Source organism: Escherichia sp. WS1450 (assembly GCF_046487395.1).
Taxonomy (GTDB): Bacteria; Pseudomonadota; Gammaproteobacteria; order Enterobacterales; family Enterobacteriaceae; genus Escherichia; species Escherichia coli.
In genome coordinates this window covers 55,306-73,123 of sequence record NZ_JBJQJO010000007.1, presented here as the reverse complement: position 1 = coordinate 73,123, position 17,818 = coordinate 55,306, and the positions used below count along the sequence as shown (strand labels likewise).

Here is a 17,818-nt window from a genome sequence, read left to right as displayed (position 1 = left end):
GTCACTCCTTAATGGAAACTGTGTTCTTCGCCCGGATAAACGCCGGACTCCACTTCAGCCATATACTGCCGCACAGCCGCGCGGATGTCGCCCGTTTCGGCGAGGAAATTTTTGGCGAATTTAGGAATATGACCGCCGGTAATGCCGAATGCGTCGTGCATCACGAGAATTTGCCCGTCAGTGACGTTGCCTGCGCCAATACCGATAACCGGGATCGCCAGTGCTTCGGTAATACGTTTTGCCAGTTCAACCGGCACGCACTCCAGTACCAGCAGTTGTGCCCCAGCAGCTTCTAAAGCTAATGCATCGCTGAGCAGTCGATCGGCCGCTTCATCGCCGCGCCCCTGGACTTTGTAGCCACCGAAAATATTTACTGACTGTGGGGTTAGGCCTAAATGACCACAAACCGGAACGGCACGTTCGGTCAGCATTTGTACGGTTTCTACCAGCCACTCACCGCCCTCAATTTTGACCATGTTGGCACCGGCACGCATGACAGTCGCGGCGTTTTCAAAGGCTTGTTCTGGTGTGGCATACGCCATAAACGGCAGGTCAGCCAGCAACAGGCAGTTTGGCGCACCTCGACGTACGGCGGCAGTGTGGTAGGCGATATCGGCAACGGTTACTGGCAGAGTGGAATCGTGGCCCTGAACGGTCATGCCCAGTGAATCGCCGACCAGCATCACGTTAAGCCCTTCATCGGCAAACAGTTTTGCGAAGCTATAGTCGTAAGCAGTGATGGTCGCGAAACGTTTTTTATCCTGCTTGCATTTCTGCAATGAAGCAATAGTGGTTGGTTTCATAACGTATCCTGATAAGTAATGTCGTGCTGTCTGGCATTTTATCAGTCACATTTGTGGGGGCAATGATTTATCAATTGCAGCACCGCCAGATGATGGCGGTGCGGTTAAACCTGTTACTCGTAGGTGACCTGGAATGTACTGGTAGCCTTAAATCCGCCGGGTTTCACAGTTGCATTACCATCGCGTTTTAATGTTGCCTGAAATTTCAGGTCCTGGGTTGTAGTACGACCGTTGGCATTAGGATAATCTGGGTTATAAATTCCATTGTTTTCTCCAGGATCATCTTCAGTATCGTTATAGCTTGATGTCTCATCATTTGGCTTAAGCGTGAAATTTTGTGAATTTTTGCTGTTGGGTAACCCTTCAATAAGTACTCCGGCACCTTTTGCATCATCGGTTCCTGTCAAAGTATTACCAAGCAACAGAAGATTATTCACTCCTACTACATTAGATTTTAGTTTTGTTTTAATACTGCTTATACGAACACAATTTTGCAGCGAGATCTGAAAATTAACAGGTGTTGCAGAATCTGAGGTGATCTGTCCAACAGTATATTCCCCGAGATTTACGGTTGATCGCGTTACGCTCTCACCCAAAAGGATAGACGTAAAGCATGTTGGCAGTTGGATATTGATGTCTGTTAAATTAAAATCAATTTTTAGCATCTTAGATGCACTTACATTTGGAACCCCTGGCCCTTCATTTGCGAATGAATACAAATAATCACCAGTATGTTTTAATTGCACGTTAGTATTTGGAGCAGGGTTAAAACTGCTGTCGGTATAGAATTCCACCGTGGCATCGTGCAAAAGACCTCCGACTGCTTGATACCTGGAAGTATTACATTGACCTCGTATATAATCACCCGTAATAGAAAATTGTACAGTGTGCCAGCCATCGTCTCCAACGTATATATCTGGAGAGCTTGAGCGAAGTTCATACGACCAGAATCTATTGAGCATTAACGTATAATATAGACCGGTTACATTAGTTTCATATAATCTGTGCCCATCTGCCATTTTTCCTGAGTCAACCATGTTATGCCGGACAGTAATTGGCATACCGCTGGAATTATTTTTTGAAGTACAATATACAAACCCACGGCTACTTGATGTGTCCAGTTCACTCCAATATAATTTTATTTTTGCATTGGTCGGTGTGGTGGATGTTGGATTATAAAATACAATATTGTTTACTCCACCAACCGGATAGGAAAATGATATTAGTTTATCGCCTGATGGGCCATTAAGGTTTCCTACGCCAGCATCGTCACCGACCATAAAAGTAAGATTTTCAGCATTTACATTATTAATGCTGGCTGTGATAATCCATAAAAAAAGAAAGTATCGGAACGCTGACTTCATCTTATCACTCCTTTGAAAAAATAATATTTGTAGATGCGTTATGTCTGGCATTTATTGATAATAAATATCAACTAATACATTGCTGGTGACAAATCCTGCACCAACGGGAAGTAACGGATCAATTTTTTGCATTCGTGTATAAAATTGCCACGATGAATTATTCATGTTTGCAGAGGCAACTGGCCAGACTGTGCGAAACTGCCCTGTTGGTGACAGCACATTCACTGTGTCCGATGACTGATTATTTTGGCTAAAAATCACGATTCCTACATTTTGTGCACCGCCGACATGATTATTGGCGAATATCTGTTGGCTACCAGTGGCCATTACACCACTGACAGGTTTAAATTCTATATGCAACTGGCTTGATGTTGTGCCAGCGGAGGGGCAATCTTTTACTGTCACAGTAAAGGTCTTTCCGCCTGGATAATTATCTTCCGCACTAACATTACTGGCAAAATATCCCACTCCAACAGTGCCAAGGTTAACCAACCCCTGGTTGCTGATTTCGCTTTGACAAGTTCTGTTTTCAACAGTGGTCATAACGTTTAGGCCAATGTTATCCGTGATGGCTATAGAAAACGTGCTGAATAATAATAAGCTCAGAGTAATGCTTGCAAATATCCCATAATGTAATGATTTCATCTGCATTATTATTATCCTTTTATTCGTAGGTGAAATTGAATGTCGCAAGTGCTTTAAAATTACCTGCTCTTCCTGAACCTGGTCGGGTTTCGCGAAGTGCTACCGTCATCTCAAGTTCCGGTTTTGTTAATCCCTCTCCCCAGGAAATCTTTTTAGAACCATCTGGGGGAATAAATTCAGTGTCAGAGGCATTTCGAAGTTTAATCCCCATAGCAATATATTCTGTGGTGGATGAATTATCTGAAGTTAATGGAGAAATTAAATAGGGTAACTCTACTGAAGGATTCCCTGCCAGCGATGTCGTAATCTTGCCTATGTTACCATCACAATTAGCGACCAGTTTAAAGTCGGCTTGTGCTTCTGGCATCTTGTTTATGATTTTATCCAGAGCAACATTTAATATCCGTAGCGTGTACTGATTATTGCCATCAGCGGTGACGCGTGTCCCTTCCAGAGTGATATTACATGTCGTGCCTTTGATTGTGGCAACAAAATCAACATTAATATCTTGTGCCAGTGCGCCGGGCAGTAAAAAAATGCCTGCCAGGAGTACTATTTTATACCGTGTGTTTTTTATCATTGTCATCTCTCTTTCGTATTATTGGAGCTGGCAAAGAATATTATTGAGAATAATCGTTTGCTGGATTTTCTCCGATGTCACATTGGGTTGCTGGTACTGCGCAATACAGGTTTTGGGCATGCTGGCTTCCAGCCAGGTGATTTTTATCGTGCCCTGCTGCTGAATACCGCGAACAAATGCCTGCCCGCCCTGCCCAACGTTGCCAATGATTGCATTTGTTTCATCATGAATATCGGCGGCGAAGGGGATACCTTTTCCGTCACTGCGTTTGATATTCATAATCGCAGATTGTCCCTGATTGGTTTCAAAACCAGCAAAGATAACCGAGCCCTGGCGTGGTACGGCAACCGTACTGGTGCTCTTCATTTCGATGTCGTTTTCCAGGTTTTCAGTGTCCAGAGCAATTTTGTTTTCCTGGTATGGTGAAAGAGCACTGGTTACGCCATATCCCCAACGGTCAACGGTATTGTTGCCGTAGTTAATACGCGCCCCTTTTGCACCCGGTGCTTTAACCAAAGCAATGGTGTCATTATCACTGAAACTGTCGTTGCTGAACGTCAGTCCTCCGCTGTGCAACACAAATCCACCATCTGTATTAACGGAGTACTGGCGGTTATTATCGCTGGTAGCAGAGACTGACCCAGCTAGCGTTCCCCATGGCGATTCATAGCTGGCATAACCCCCGATGTTGCTGAGATCTTTGCCGGTTTTATTCATCCCATAACCCGCGTTCACGCTATAGCTCACGCGGTTATCGTTGCTATAACCGCTACTGCTCATGTTGAACTGATTATTACCATCCATATTGGTACTAAGTTGTGTATCAATACTTTGGAAACCGGAATCACGGTGCTCCGTACCCATCAGTTTTTCGATAGGTATCGAAAAACTGAGGTAAATACTGTTTTCTGTTTGGCTGTACTCATCCCAGGATCGTTGAGCGCTGATACTGTAGCTTCCCCATGAAGCGCTGTTACTGTAGCCGACCGAATAGTTGCTACGGCTCTTACTGCCCCCCCAGTAATCAGACCAGCTTCCAGAGGTATAGAACGAGCCATAATCATCCTTCCCAAAGCGTAGCGGTTGGTTAATGCTTACGGTGAACTGGTTTTTCATGCGCCCGTAGTTGCGCATAGTTTTGGGATCAAGATCCTGAGTGGGATGTTCAACTTCATCAATAAGTGTTAATGCATCATTCAGGCCCAGATAGTCCTGCGTGGAGTAGCGGTAAGCCGCGATGTTTAATGATGTATCTGTCAGGTCAAAAAATTTGTTCCAGGAGATGCGATAGCTTTGCCCCTGGTACCTTTTATCATCCGGTATATCGACACTGGAGTGGGTGACATCGAAGGAAATTGCGCCGACAGAAGTATTCATCCCAATGCCAAGTAAGCCTGCAGCATAATGATTATCTGTGACCTGAAAACCAGTATAGCCAGTGAACAGGTTACTTAAACCACGGTAATAGGTCGCTTGTAGTAAGTTTGGTTCATGATGCAAGTCGTCTTTATTAATTTGCCCGCCGCTGATATCCCAGCGAGAAACACCCGGGCGCAGCATTTGAATTACTGAAGAAAATGGCTGAGAAAATGTACGCTTGCTGCCATCAGCTTCTTCAATGGTTACGATAAGATCGCTGCCATACCCTGACGGACTGAGATCATCAATGACAAAAGGTCCCGGTGGAACAGTGGTTTCATAAATTTTGTATCCACTCTGGGTGATGCTGACTTTGGCGTTAGTATTTGCTACACCACGAATTGTCGGGGCGAAGTTTGCCAATACAGGCGGCAGCATTCGGCTGTCGCTGTATAAGCGAATGCCGCGGATACTAACGGAGTCGAACGTTTCACCTGTGGTGTAGGATTCCCCCATAATGAGCTGCGAGCGAATAGCGGTAATGTCGCGCTGGACGTAGCGATTCATAAACTCAACATTGCTTCCCGCGTCGTTTCTCCAGCTATAGTTACCGCTGCTACGCAGACGCCAGGCCCCTAAATTGACGCCACCATTGAACGATGTATAAACGCTATCATTTGTATAATTTGAATTTTCACTGCGATAAGCGTTGATGTTATAAGACAGCGTAGCCGCGTTAATGCCATTTTCCCAAAGTGATGGGTCCACATAGTTTTGATAATTCTTCATCACCCACGCCTGGGGAACATTGATATCCAGACGTTGTTCAGAGGGGTCATAGCTCACTGAGGATTTAGGTATGGCTAACGACAGGTCAAGACAGTTGCCAAGCGTTTCATCCCGTGGAAGAAGGATAGTATTTTCCTCGTCTGCCGGGGGTGTCTTGATATGCAGTTGTAGTAGATTTTTCAGGGTAATACAGGCTTGAGCATTCTTTTTATCGGGGATCGCGATAAAGGGGATCTCCAGGTTAGCAACAGGTTGCTCGTTAACATAGATGCTAACATCGTAAACACCAGGCAAAGTCGGGTTGCCATCGCTATAGCGGCTAACATCAATACTGGAAGCGTTGCCACCCATTAAAAAGGTAGGGTCATACTCAACGCTTTCGGCTCCGATGGTAGCGCCGCTATACATAATTGAGCAATACATTGCGATACGCGTAAGATTATGGCGTTTAGTCGATGTCGTTGTTTTCATTACATTGGCTTCCTGCTGCATAAGGTCCCTGGTCTTACAAATTGACATCGCCTTCAATTGCGCCGCCAAAATCATTAATCGCGGAGAAATGTACCTTTCCTGACGTTGCTTTCCCGCCTGAACCGCTTATGGTGAAAATCTCTTCGCTTTTCGGTGCAACCATTTTTACATTGAGCGGGTTCGACTTACCGCCAGCGATTAACTCTGCACTGTTGAAAGAGACGTAATAAGGTGTTGGGTTATATACACTCAGGCCAGACTTCCCTTCAGCCCATTTCCATTTCAGGGCTAATGGTGCTTCAGACGGGTTACCGTTTAATCCTGCCGGACGATAGAACAGCTTGATACGGGTACGGAAAGCCAGTTGTAACAGGCTCTGATTCTCTACTTTTGAAGCATCTGGTTTTGGGGGCACTTCCAGCACGTTAAACCAGAATACGCTTTCTTTATCGCTGGGGAGTACGGTACTGCCGGTATACATCAATTTGATGGTTTGACCGCGTTTAGCATCAATACGTGAAACGGGAGGTGTTGCCGTAAATGGTACATTAATGCTTCCTGGCTCAGCGTTATCGTCACCGGTATCCAGCCAGCTTTGTACTAACAGGTGGCTATTGCCTTTATTCTCCAGGCGTACGCTAACGCTTTTTTGATCACTTTTATAAATGACGCGTGTACCGGAAATAACAATATCAGCCATAACAGGCATGCTAAATGCCATACTACTGGCAACACATAATGCGACAATATTCTTTTTATTTAACAAAATATACCATCCATGACATGAATTGTTTTCAAGACAAGGGGGCGACAATAGGTGTCGCACCCTTGTAGTAATTTAAATCACCAACGAATAACTTAATTGTAGGTGATGGTGTAAGCTGTGTTGGTTCTTACATAACCAGCCGTTGCTGGTGTTGAGTCGTCTTCACGAACATAGGAGGCTTTGAAGTCAAAGACTGCAACATTATTGGTTAATGCTTTAGTGTAAGCATCAGATGCGTTATTAATTTTGACTTGTTTAACAGTGGTGCCGTCAATGTTGTGCAGGGCGATATTCACACCAGATGACGGGGTGGTGATGGACATATCGTTATTCAAAGTGCCACGACTGTTACCAAAGAAAACTGAACCGAATGTCAGAGTCGGTTGGCCTCCCGGAGTCGCTTTGCTGCAGTCTACAGTAATGCTAAACGGTTTCGCTTTGGCACCGACAGCAGTTTCAGATACACCAGCGGTAATTTCAGCAACCGTTGCAGTTTGCAGAAGAACCAGGCCATCTTGCTTGCCGCCATCAACTTTTGTTTCACAGGTGTTATCGCTAACCAAGCCACTGATGTTAATCTGACCACCGTCCATATCAGCAGAAGCAGTACCTGCAACCATTGCCAGCATAAGACCAGACAGGGCAAAACCTAATTTTTTAGACATAATAATCCTTGAATTATATTCCATGAGTTTAACTACAATCGGGTGCTTTCAGACAAAGAACCCCGATAGAGAAAAATAGATTGGTTTGTTAATGATGAATGTGAAGATTTACTGAATGTAACATCTGTTCATCACCAAGTGGGATATTGTGCATATTTAAATTTATATATCCACTTAATTCATCTTTAAGTAAAACTTAATGTACAAAGCGGGAAAAATATTGTATGTGAGGCGGAAGGTGTTAACGGGGTATATAATATTAATTATGGTTGTAGCTTAGGGAATATATTAATTGCAATGGGGTAAGGCTATTTTTCGGAATTTATTTATATTCATGAAATCATTAAATCACCATTTGTTTAATTCATGAAATTTATTTATTTTTAATAAATTTCCTAATGCTGTTCCATCAGGAAACACCAGCTCCGGCGCAATTTCAAACAGCGGCCACAGCATAAATCCACGATTCTTCATATCGTAGTGCGGAACGGTCAGGCGTTCGGTATTTATTACTTCATTACCAAATAGCATGATGTCGAGATCCAGTGTGCGCGGCCCCCAGCGTTCCGCTTTACGGACGCGACCTTGTTGTAACTCAATACGTTGTGTGTGGTTGAGTAACTCTTCAGGTGCAAGAGAGGTTTCCAGCGCCACGGCTGCGTTTAAGTAATCGGGTTGATCTTGCGGCCCCAGCGGTGGGGTGCGGTAAAACGAAGAAACGGCAAGAATGTGGCTTTCAGGGATATCGCCTAATGCTTTCAGGGCAGCATTGACCTGCTCCAGCGGAGAGGCCAGATTGCTGCCTATGGCAATATACGCCACTGTCATGCGGTACCCTCACGACGCGGTGCGCGTTTGCGTGGACGACGAGAACGGCGACGCGGTGACGGCTCTTCATCCAGCTCGTTGAGCATCCCTTTTTGATCTGGTGGCGCGGAAACCTGGAACTCACCCCACCATTTCACAAGACGCTGCAGTTCAGCATTACGTTCAACTTCAGCTCGCAAGGCCAACAGGTCATAAGCCGCACGGAACTTAGGATGCTCCAGCAGTTTCCAGGCGCGTTTACCCTGACGTCGGGACATACGCAACTGCAACTGCCAGATATCGCGGGTTAACGTCGTCAGACGTTTCGGGATTGCCAGTGAACGGCAGGCTTCGTCCAGCACGTCGTTCATCGCCAGCGCGAAAGCGTCGTGATAGGTCAGGCCGCTTTCCTGGGCGATCTTCTGTGCCGTCTCCAGCAGAGGGTACCAGAACATGGCGGCAAACAGGAACGCCGGGTTCACGCGCATATCGTTATGGATACGCGTATCGGTATTCTTCAGCACCTGTTCAATGATCCGCTCCATCGGGCTGTCGCCATTTTCCGTGAAGTAGCGGGTAATGGTCGGGAACAGCGGCTGGAACAGGTGATATTCACACAGCAGCTTATAGGTTTCGTAACCGTAGCCCGCTTGCAGCAGTTTCAAAGATTCTTCAAACAGACGTGCCGGTGGAATATCGTTCAGCAGGGTAGCCAGGCGAGGGATCGGTTCTGCGGTTTCAGGACTGATACGCATACCCAATTTGGCGGCAAAACGTACCGCGCGCAGCATCCGTACCGGATCTTCACGGTAGCGCGTTTCCGGGTTACCAATCAGACGGATAACGCCGTCCTTCAGATCCTTCATGCCGCCAACGTAATCACGGACGGTAAAATCCGCTACGCTGTAATACAGGCTGTTGATAGTGAAATCGCGGCGCTGGGCGTCTTCTTCGATGGAGCCGAAAATGTTGTCGCGCAGCAACATACCGTTTTGCCCGCGTTGGGAGGTCGTGCGGTCGCTGACGTTACCTTCGTGATGTCCACGGAAGGTCGCAACTTCGATAATCTCCGGGCCAAACATCACATGAGCCAGACGGAAACGGCGACCCACCAGGCGGCAGTTACGGAACAGTTTACGTACCTGTTCAGGCGTGGCGTTAGTGGTTACGTCAAAATCTTTCGGCTTTTTGCCAAGTAACAGGTCGCGCACGCCGCCGCCAACCAGCCAGGCTTCGTATCCCGCTTTATTGAGCCTGTACATTACCTTCAGGGCATTTTCACTGATATCTTTGCGGGAAATAGCATGCTGCTCACGCGGGATCACCGTCACCTGTGGACGGGCGACTGCCTGTTCAGCCTCGCTTTCCTCGCGGCTTAGCACCTTGCGGCAAAAATTAGCGACTCGGGTAAAAATAGTACACCTCGGTAGTGTCAAACATCATTCAGGACAAAAAAATAGCGGCTAATCATAGCTCAGCATGACGCATTTGAGAATGTTGAATTTACAATTGCCGACTCAGGCACTGCGGTGAGCCGCCAGTTTTTGACGGCTGACTGAAGGATTTGCTCGACGCTGAAATCCTGCCAGTGTGTTTCTACCTGCTGACCCAGAAAATGAAGTGCCGCGATTAACACCGGGCGCGGATCGCCTTTCGGCAACGCAGGCGCATGATTCTGCTTGGAAAGTTTAGCGCCTTGTGTGTTAAGCGCCAGCGGTAAATGAATGTAATCTGGCACTTTCCAGCCAAAAAGCTGGTACAGCGAGATTTGCCGCACTGTCGGTTCGATCAAATCTGCCCCGCGGACAATTTCGCTCACGCCCTGGAAGTGATCATCCACCACCACCGCCAGGTTATAGGCAAACAAACCATCACGGCGATGAATAATAAAATCTTCCCGTGCCAGTTTTTCGTCGGCGTGAATAATGCCTCGCAGCAGGTCAGTAAACTGGGTGACCGGATGCTGCTGGCGGATACGTACTGCGGCGTTGTTTGGTCCATGATGTAATTCCCGGCAATGACCGTCGTAAATACCGCCAATGCTTTGAATACGCGCACGCGTGCAGGTGCAGTAATAACTTAATCCTTGCTCATGTAACCAGGCGAGTGCTTCGCGATAGGCGTGGTGACGTTGCGATTGCCAGAGAACATCGCCGTCCCAGTGCAGGCCGTAATGTTCCAGCTGGCGCAGGATAGTCTCTGCGGCACCGGGAACTTCACGAGGCGGGTCGATATCTTCAATGCGTACCAGCCAGCGACCGTGCCGGGCGCGAGCCTGTAAATAGCTGCCAAGCGCGGCAATCAGAGAGCCAAAATGAAGCTCGCCGGAAGGAGAGGGGGCAAAGCGGCCAATATAGTGTGTGTCTGTCATCTCGTTGAACAAAAAATAAGGCGGGAGCATTTCCCGCCTGTGGTAAACGTGATGGAACGGCTGTAATTAGCCAGCCATTTGTTTTTCGCGAATTTCAGCCAGCGTTTTGCAGTCGATGCACAGATCGGCTGTCGGGCGCGCTTCCAGACGGCGAATACCAATTTCAACACCGCAGGACTCGCAGTAGCCGAAATCTTCGTCTTCCACTTTTTTCAGCGTCTTCTCGATCTTTTTGATCAGCTTACGCTCGCGATCGCGGTTACGCAGTTCGAGGCTGAACTCTTCTTCCTGGGCTGCACGGTCTACCGGGTCCGGGAAGTTGGCTGCTTCATCCTGCATATGTGTAACGGTGCGATCGACTTCATCCCTGAGTTGATTACGCCATGCTTCCAGAATACGACGGAAGTGCGCCAGCTGGGCTTCATTCATATACTCTTCGCCCGGCTTCTCCTGATATGGTTCCACCCCAGCGATGGCGAGAATACTCAGGGACGATGTTTTACGGTTTTGCCCTTCTTGCATGTTGCTTCTCCTTAACACGCACTATCGATCCCCATGTTCGGGGGAAAAATGAGGCCGCTATAAATAGCAGATGCTTTTCCGGATAGCAATTATCTAAACGTAACACTTGACAACTGTGTGAGGAAAAGCGTATTTGCGCACGCGACCAGAATGTAAATTAACCAGTTACTTACTCTACTACAATGTAACCGGTAGTGATTTTTTAAGAGCCATGCCTTCGGCAGAAAGTTCCGCTTTGTAAGCCAGAATTTCTACCCCCCTCTGTTGAGCTTCTGACAATAGTTGCGCGTATTTCTCATCGATGTGGCGCGCGGGTGAAAACCGTGTAATGGCTGAATGCAGCACGGCAAAAAAGATAACCGCACGCTGGCCTTCAGCCGCTACGCTCATCAACTCCCGAAGGTGTTTCTGACCTCGTTCAGTGACCGCATCGGGAAAATATCCCTGTTCGTTTTCCGCTAACGTAACCGATTTCACTTCAATATAGCAGTCTGGACGCGAATCCGCCTGCAACATAAAGTCAATACGGCTGCGTTCTGCGCCGTATTTAACTTCGCTTTTCAGCGAGCTATAGCCTGACAGTTCTGAAATTGATTCATTAAGGATAGCCTCTTTCGTCAACCTGTTAGCCCAAAGCGTATTGACGCAAATAATTGCGCCGCTCTGGCTTTGAGTCAATTCCCAGGTGTGTGGGTATTTCCGTTTGGTGTTGTCTGAAGTCGAATACCAGACGGTATCGCCAGGCGTTGCACAACCGGTCATCGCACCCGTATTCGGGCAGTGTAGCGTTAATTCGCGACCATCGGGTGTGATCACATCGGCTAAAAAACGTTTGTAACGCTGAATTAGCGTCGCGCGCTGTAGAGGGGGAGAAAATTCCATTACGACAATCCTTGTTATTGCGTTAGCGCCCAGCGTTTTAGCGGCGTGTAGCGTGTGCGTCCACGGGCAAACGAGGAGGCGTAAAGGGTGAACTCCGTCACCGTATACGACCAGTTAAAACCTGGCGGCGGGATTGTCACCGCCTCGCTGGCATCGCGCAATAAGGTAATATGTGGATGAAACGGACGATTGCTTTGAAAACAACCGCTGCGGGCAGCCTGTGAACGGAGCATATTCGCCAGCTGGATTAAGCCGCGTGGTGGCTGACGCATCCCTAACCACACCACACGCGAACGCAGCCATTGACCGGCGTCATCAAGCGTGAGTGTGAAACCCGGTTGACGAATCCGCCCGGCTAAAAGAGAAAGCGCCTTCTCTTTCTCGGCGCTCACTTCGCCTAAAAATGCCAGAGTCAGATGCAAATTATCGGCGGCGACCGGACGTCCCGCGTCAGGTGGGAAGTGTGTGGCGCGCCAGTGGATAATCTGTTCGCGGATTTCTGCAGGTAAGTCGATAGCAAAGAACAGCCGTTGCGGTTCAGACATGTGAGGCACTCGGTTATGAATTACCGCGATGCTACAATGTGCAGCGAAGAATGTTAACCCTCTGGAGCGTTTTGTGTCGTCGTTGCCCGTTGCTGCCGTCTTACCTGAATTACTTACCGCTCTCGATTGTGCATCGCAGGTGTTATTAAGTGCGCCGACCGGGGCCGGGAAATCAACCTGGCTGCCGCTGCAACTGCTGGCGCATCCCGGCATTAACGGGAAAATTATCCTTCTGGAGCCGCGTCGTCTGGCGGCGCGTAACGTTGCGCAACGACTGGCGGAGCTGCTTAACGAAAAGCCAGGCGATACCGTTGGCTACCGGATGCGTGCGCAAAACTGCGTCGGGCCGAATACCCGCCTGGAAGTGGTTACCGAAGGCGTGCTGACGCGCATGATCCAACGTGACCCGGAACTGAGCGGTGTTGGATTGGTGATCCTCGATGAGTTTCATGAGCGCAGCTTGCAGGCGGATTTGGCGTTGGCGCTGTTACTCGATGTGCAACAAGGTCTGCGTGATGACCTTAAACTGCTGATTATGTCGGCTACGCTGGACAACGACCGCTTGCAGCAAATGCTGCCAGAAGCGCCCGTCATCATCTCAGAAGGGCGCTCGTTTCCGGTTGAACGCCGTTATTTACCACTGCCCACGCATCAGCGTTTTGACGAAGCCGTTGCGGTAGCCACCGCCGAAATACTGCGTCAGGAAAGTGGATCATTACTGTTATTTTTACCTGGCGTCGGAGAAATTCAGCGCGTGCAGGAACAACTGGCTTCGCGCATCGGCAGTGATGTGTTGCTCTGCCCGCTGTATGGCGCGTTGTCGCTGAACGATCAGCGAAAAGCGATCCTTCCGGCACCGCAAGGGATGCGCAAAGTGGTGCTGGCGACCAATATTGCTGAAACCAGTTTAACCATTGAAGGTATTCGTCTGGTGGTGGATTGTGCCCAGGAGCGTGTGGCGCGTTTTGATCCGCGCACGGGGCTTACGCGACTGATTACTCAACGCGTTAGCCAGGCATCCATGACGCAGCGTGCCGGGCGCGCCGGGCGTCTGGAGCCGGGTATCTGCCTGCATTTAATCGCCAAAGAACAAGCCGAACGCGCCGCGGCGCAAAGTGAACCGGAAATATTACAAAGCGATCTTTCCGGTTTGCTGATGGAATTACTGCAATGGGGATGCAGCGATCCGGCGCAGATGAGCTGGCTGGATCAACCGCCAGCAGTGAATTTACAGGCCGCGAAACGCCTGTTACGGATGCTGGGGGCACTGGACGGTGAACGGCTTAGTGTGCACGGGCAAAAAATGGCGGCGCTGGGTAACGATCCGCGTTTAGCGGCAATGCTGGTTAGCGCGAAGAGCGACGACGAAGCTGCTACCGCGGCAAAAATTGCCGCTATTCTCGAAGAGCCGCCACGGATGGGCAATAGTGACCTGGGCGTGGCGTTTTCGCGCAATCAACCAGCCTGGCAGCAACGTAGTCAGCAACTGTTAAAACGTTTAAACGTACGCGGCGGTGAGGCAGACAGTTCTCTTATCGCGCCGCTACTTGCCGGGGCGTATGCCGATCGCATTGCTCGTCGCCGTGGGCAAGATGGACGCTATCAACTGGCAAACGGCATGGGGGCGATGCTCGATGCCGACGATGCGCTAAGCCGCCACGAATGGTTGATCGCACCGTTATTATTGCAGGGCAGCGCCTCGCCGGATGCGCGGATTTTACTGGCGCTGCCGGTCGATATTGATGAGTTAGTACAACGCTGCCCGCAGCTGGTACAGCAGTCTGACACCGTGGAATGGGATGACGCGCAAGGTACGCTGAAAGCCTGGCGTCGGCTGCAAATCGGTCAGTTGACGGTGAAAGTGCAGCCACTGGCGAAACCGTCAGAAGACGAGTTGCATCAGGCGATGCTTAACGGCATTCGTGATAAAGGTTTAAGCGTGCTCAACTGGACGGCGGAAGCGGAACAGCTACGCTTGCGTTTGTTATGCGCCGCAAAGTGGTTGCCGGAATATGACTGGCCAGCGGTTGATGATGAGAGTTTGTTGGCGACGCTGGAAACGTGGCTACTGCCGCATATGAGCGGCGTGCATTCACTACGCGGCCTGAAATCACTCGACATTTATCAGGCACTACGCGGATTACTTGATTGGGGAATGCAGCAACGTCTGGATAGTGAATTGCCTGCGCATTACACTGTGCCGACGGGAAGCCGGATCGCCATTCGTTATCATGAAGATAATCCGCCCGCGCTGGCGGTGAGAATGCAGGAGATGTTTGGTGAGGCCACCAATCCGACGATCGCCCAGGGGCGCGTGCCGCTGGTGCTGGAGTTGCTTTCCCCTGCCCAAAGGCCGCTGCAAATCACGCGTGATTTGAGCGCCTTCTGGAAAGGAGCGTACCGTGAGGTGCAAAAAGAGATGAAAGGGCGTTATCCCAAACATGTCTGGCCGGACGACCCGGCAAACACAGCACCAACGCGACGAACGAAAAAGTATTCGTGAAGATCAAAGTAAATTTGAGAGATATCTTCTTCTGTCTTGCAACAGAAGAACAGAAAATCGGGCTTTTGCGCCTGAATATTGCGGAGAAAAAGCATGGCCGGGAATGACCGCGAGCCAATTGGACGCAAAGGGAAACCGACGCGTCCGGTCAAACAAAAGGTAAGCCGTCGTCGTTACGAAGATGACGATGATTACGACGATTATGATGACTATGAGGATGAAGAACCGATGCCGCGCAAAGGTAAGGGCAAAGGCAAAGGGCGTAAGCCTCGTGGCAAACGCGGCTGGCTATGGCTGCTGCTAAAACTGGCTATCGTTTTTGCCGTGCTGATCGCCATTTACGGCGTTTATCTCGATCAAAAAATTCGCAGCCGTATTGATGGCAAGGTCTGGCAATTGCCCGCGGCAGTTTATGGCCGGATGGTCAACCTTGAGCCAGACATGACCATCAGCAAGAACGAGATGGTGAAGCTGCTGGAGGCGACCCAGTATCGTCAGGTGTCGAAAATGACCCGTCCTGGCGAATTTACCGTGCAGGCCAACAGCATTGAGATGATCCGCCGTCCGTTTGATTTCCCGGACAGCAAAGAAGGGCAGGTGCGCGCGCGTCTGACCTTTGATGGCGATCATCTGGCAACGATCGTCAATATGGAGAACAACCGTCAGTTCGGTTTCTTCCGTCTTGATCCGCGTCTGATCACCATGATCTCTTCGCCAAACGGTGAGCAGCGTCTGTTTGTGCCGCGCAGTGGTTTCCCTGATTTGCTGGTGGATACTTTGCTGGCGACAGAAGACCGTCATTTCTACGAGCATGATGGGATCAGTCTCTACTCCATCGGACGTGCGGTGCTGGCAAACCTGACAGCCGGACGCACGGTGCAGGGTGCGAGTACGCTGACGCAACAGCTGGTGAAAAACCTGTTCCTCTCCAGCGAGCGCTCTTACTGGCGTAAAGCGAACGAAGCTTACATGGCGCTGATCATGGACGCGCGTTACAGCAAAGACCGTATTCTTGAGCTGTATATGAACGAGGTGTATCTCGGTCAGAGCGGCGACAACGAAATCCGCGGCTTCCCGCTGGCAAGCTTGTATTACTTTGGTCGCCCGGTAGAAGAGCTAAGCCTCGACCAGCAGGCGCTGTTAGTCGGTATGGTGAAAGGGGCGTCCATCTACAACCCGTGGCGTAACCCGAAACTGGCGCTGGAGCGACGTAATCTGGTGCTGCGTCTGCTGCAACAGCAACAGATTATTGATCAAGAACTCTATGACATGTTGAGTGCACGTCCGCTGGGTGTTCAGCCGCGCGGTGGGGTGATCTCTCCTCAGCCAGCCTTTATGCAGCTGGTGCGTCAGGAGTTGCAGGCAAAACTGGGCGATAAGGTAAAAGATCTCTCCGGCGTGAAGATCTTCACTACCTTTGACTCGGTGGCCCAGGACGCGGCAGAAAAAGCCGCCGTGGAAGGCATTCCGGCACTGAAGAAACAGCGTAAGTTGAGCGATCTTGAAACTGCGATTGTGGTCGTCGACCGCTTTAGTGGTGAAGTTCGTGCGATGGTCGGTGGTTCTGAGCCGCAGTTTGCGGGCTACAACCGTGCGATGCAGGCGCGTCGTTCGATTGGTTCCCTTGCAAAACCAGCGACTTATCTGACGGCTTTAAGCCAGCCGAAAATCTATCGCCTGAACACGTGGATTGCCGATGCGCCAATCGCGCTGCGTCAGCCGAATGGCCAGGTCTGGTCACCGCAGAATGATGACCGTCGTTATAGCGAAAGTGGCAGAGTGATGCTGGTGGATGCGTTGACCCGTTCGATGAACGTGCCGACGGTGAATCTGGGGATGGCGCTGGGGCTGCCTGCGGTTACGGAGACCTGGATCAAACTGGGCGTACCGAAAGATCAGCTGCATCCGGTTCCGGCAATGCTGCTGGGGGCGTTGAACTTAACGCCAATCGAAGTGGCGCAGGCATTCCAGACCATCGCCAGCGGTGGTAACCGTGCACCGCTTTCTGCGCTGCGTTCGGTAATCGCGGAAGATGGCAAAGTGCTGTATCAGAGCTTCCCGCAGGCGGAACGCGCTGTTCCGGCGCAGGCGGCGTATCTGACACTATGGACCATGCAGCAGGTTGTACAACGCGGTACGGGTCGTCAGCTTGGGGCGAAATACCCGAACCTGCATCTGGCAGGGAAAACAGGGACTACCAACAATAACGTAGATACCTGGTTTGCGGGCATTGACGGCAGCACGGTGACCATCACCTGGGTAGGCCGTGATAACAACCAGCCGACCAAACTGTATGGAGCCAGCGGGGCAATGTCGATTTATCAGCGTTATCTGGCTAACCAGACGCCAACACCGCTGAATCTTGTTCCGCCAGAAGATATTGCAGATATGGGCGTGGACTACGACGGCAACTTTGTTTGCAGCGGTGGCATGCGTGTCTTGCCGGTCTGGACCAGCGATCCGCAATCGCTGTGCCAGCAGAGTGAGATGCAGCAGCAGCCGTCAGGCAATCCGTTTGATCAGTCTTCACAGCCGCAGCAACAGCCGCAACAGCAACCTGCTCAGCAAGAGCAGAAAGACAGCGACGGTGTAGCCGGTTGGATTAAAGATATGTTTGGTAGTAATTAACGTCTAAGCGTGAAATACCGGATGGCGAGTTGCCATCCGGTAAAATAACATCCCACCCAAAGTATTAACCCTTTCTTTTCATCTGGTTGTTTATTAACCCTTCAGGAGCGCTCAGATT

At 49.8% G+C, this 17,818-nt stretch carries 15 protein-coding genes; 2 read left to right on the top strand and 13 right to left on the bottom strand.

Translation table 11 applies throughout. From position 1 onward, the window contains the following. Positions 1 to 8: 8 nt before the first annotated feature. The 13 genes from panB to thpR all read right to left on the bottom strand — a co-directional run bounded on the left by panB (position 9) and on the right by thpR (position 12,569). The gene (gene panB / locus ACJHYR_RS10635) at positions 9 to 803 is read right to left on the bottom strand and encodes a 3-methyl-2-oxobutanoate hydroxymethyltransferase (RefSeq protein ID WP_000805448.1); all 795 of its coding nucleotides are present in this window, start codon (positions 801 to 803) and stop codon (positions 9 to 11) included. Positions 804 to 916: 113 nt separating this feature from the next. Beyond that, positions 917 to 2,167 (bottom strand): fimbrial-like adhesin, encoded by a 1,251-nt coding sequence (locus ACJHYR_RS10630; RefSeq protein ID WP_064766744.1) that lies wholly within the window; start codon positions 2,165 to 2,167, stop codon positions 917 to 919. A gap of 51 nt (positions 2,168 to 2,218) precedes the next feature. Continuing rightward, on the bottom strand, positions 2,219 to 2,818 hold the full coding sequence (locus ACJHYR_RS10625) for a fimbrial-like protein (protein WP_001178095.1): 600 nt from the start codon (positions 2,816 to 2,818) through the stop codon (positions 2,219 to 2,221). A gap of 13 nt (positions 2,819 to 2,831) precedes the next feature. Then, positions 2,832 to 3,392: a fimbrial protein gene (locus tag ACJHYR_RS10620; RefSeq protein ID WP_000594819.1), complete on the bottom strand. Its 561-nt coding sequence runs from the start codon at positions 3,390 to 3,392 to the stop codon at positions 2,832 to 2,834. An 18-nt stretch (positions 3,393 to 3,410) separates the two neighbouring features. After that, positions 3,411 to 6,011 carry an outer membrane usher protein gene (locus ACJHYR_RS10615; RefSeq protein ID WP_024190023.1) on the bottom strand — a complete coding sequence of 867 codons (2,601 nt, stop codon included), beginning with the start codon at positions 6,009 to 6,011 and terminating at the stop codon, positions 3,411 to 3,413. Positions 6,012 to 6,045: 34 nt separating this feature from the next. Further along, positions 6,046 to 6,780: a fimbrial chaperone gene (locus tag ACJHYR_RS10610; RefSeq protein WP_024165574.1), complete on the bottom strand. Its 735-nt coding sequence runs from the start codon at positions 6,778 to 6,780 to the stop codon at positions 6,046 to 6,048. 89 nt (positions 6,781 to 6,869) lie between these two features. Then, positions 6,870 to 7,442, bottom strand: a complete 573-nt coding sequence (locus ACJHYR_RS10605) for a fimbrial protein (RefSeq protein WP_000038432.1) — start codon at positions 7,440 to 7,442, stop codon at positions 6,870 to 6,872. Positions 7,443 to 7,790: 348 nt separating this feature from the next. Next, entirely contained in the window at positions 7,791 to 8,270 is a 480-nt protein-coding gene (gene folK, locus ACJHYR_RS10600; RefSeq protein ID WP_000215129.1) for a 2-amino-4-hydroxy-6-hydroxymethyldihydropteridine diphosphokinase, read from the bottom strand. Beyond that, entirely contained in the window at positions 8,267 to 9,664 is a 1,398-nt protein-coding gene (gene pcnB / locus ACJHYR_RS10595; protein WP_014639063.1) for a polynucleotide adenylyltransferase PcnB, read from the bottom strand. Before pcnB ends, folK begins: the two co-directional genes overlap by 4 nt. A 59-nt stretch (positions 9,665 to 9,723) precedes the next feature. Continuing rightward, positions 9,724 to 10,620: a tRNA glutamyl-Q(34) synthetase GluQRS gene (gene gluQRS, locus ACJHYR_RS10590; RefSeq protein WP_014639064.1), complete on the bottom strand. Its 897-nt coding sequence runs from the start codon at positions 10,618 to 10,620 to the stop codon at positions 9,724 to 9,726. 66 nt (positions 10,621 to 10,686) lie between these two features. After that, positions 10,687 to 11,142, bottom strand: coding sequence for an RNA polymerase-binding protein DksA (gene dksA / locus ACJHYR_RS10585; protein ID WP_001155227.1), 456 nt, complete (start codon positions 11,140 to 11,142; stop codon positions 10,687 to 10,689). Positions 11,143 to 11,319: 177 nt separating this feature from the next. Further along, complete coding sequence (gene sfsA, locus ACJHYR_RS10580; protein ID WP_000396050.1) at positions 11,320 to 12,024, bottom strand: DNA/RNA nuclease SfsA; 705 nt, start codon at positions 12,022 to 12,024, stop codon at positions 11,320 to 11,322. Between the two features lie 14 nt (positions 12,025 to 12,038). After that, positions 12,039 to 12,569, bottom strand: a complete 531-nt coding sequence (gene thpR, locus ACJHYR_RS10575; protein ID WP_001294687.1) for an RNA 2',3'-cyclic phosphodiesterase — start codon at positions 12,567 to 12,569, stop codon at positions 12,039 to 12,041. A gap of 73 nt (positions 12,570 to 12,642) precedes the next feature. Between thpR and hrpB the strand changes: the two genes are divergently transcribed. Next, positions 12,643 to 15,072 (top strand): ATP-dependent helicase HrpB, encoded by a 2,430-nt coding sequence (gene hrpB / locus ACJHYR_RS10570; RefSeq protein WP_072262460.1) that lies wholly within the window; start codon positions 12,643 to 12,645, stop codon positions 15,070 to 15,072. A 93-nt stretch (positions 15,073 to 15,165) separates the two neighbouring features. Continuing rightward, positions 15,166 to 17,700, top strand: a complete 2,535-nt coding sequence (gene mrcB, locus ACJHYR_RS10565) for a bifunctional glycosyl transferase/transpeptidase (RefSeq protein ID WP_000918166.1) — start codon at positions 15,166 to 15,168, stop codon at positions 17,698 to 17,700. Positions 17,701 to 17,818: the final 118 nt, after the last annotated feature.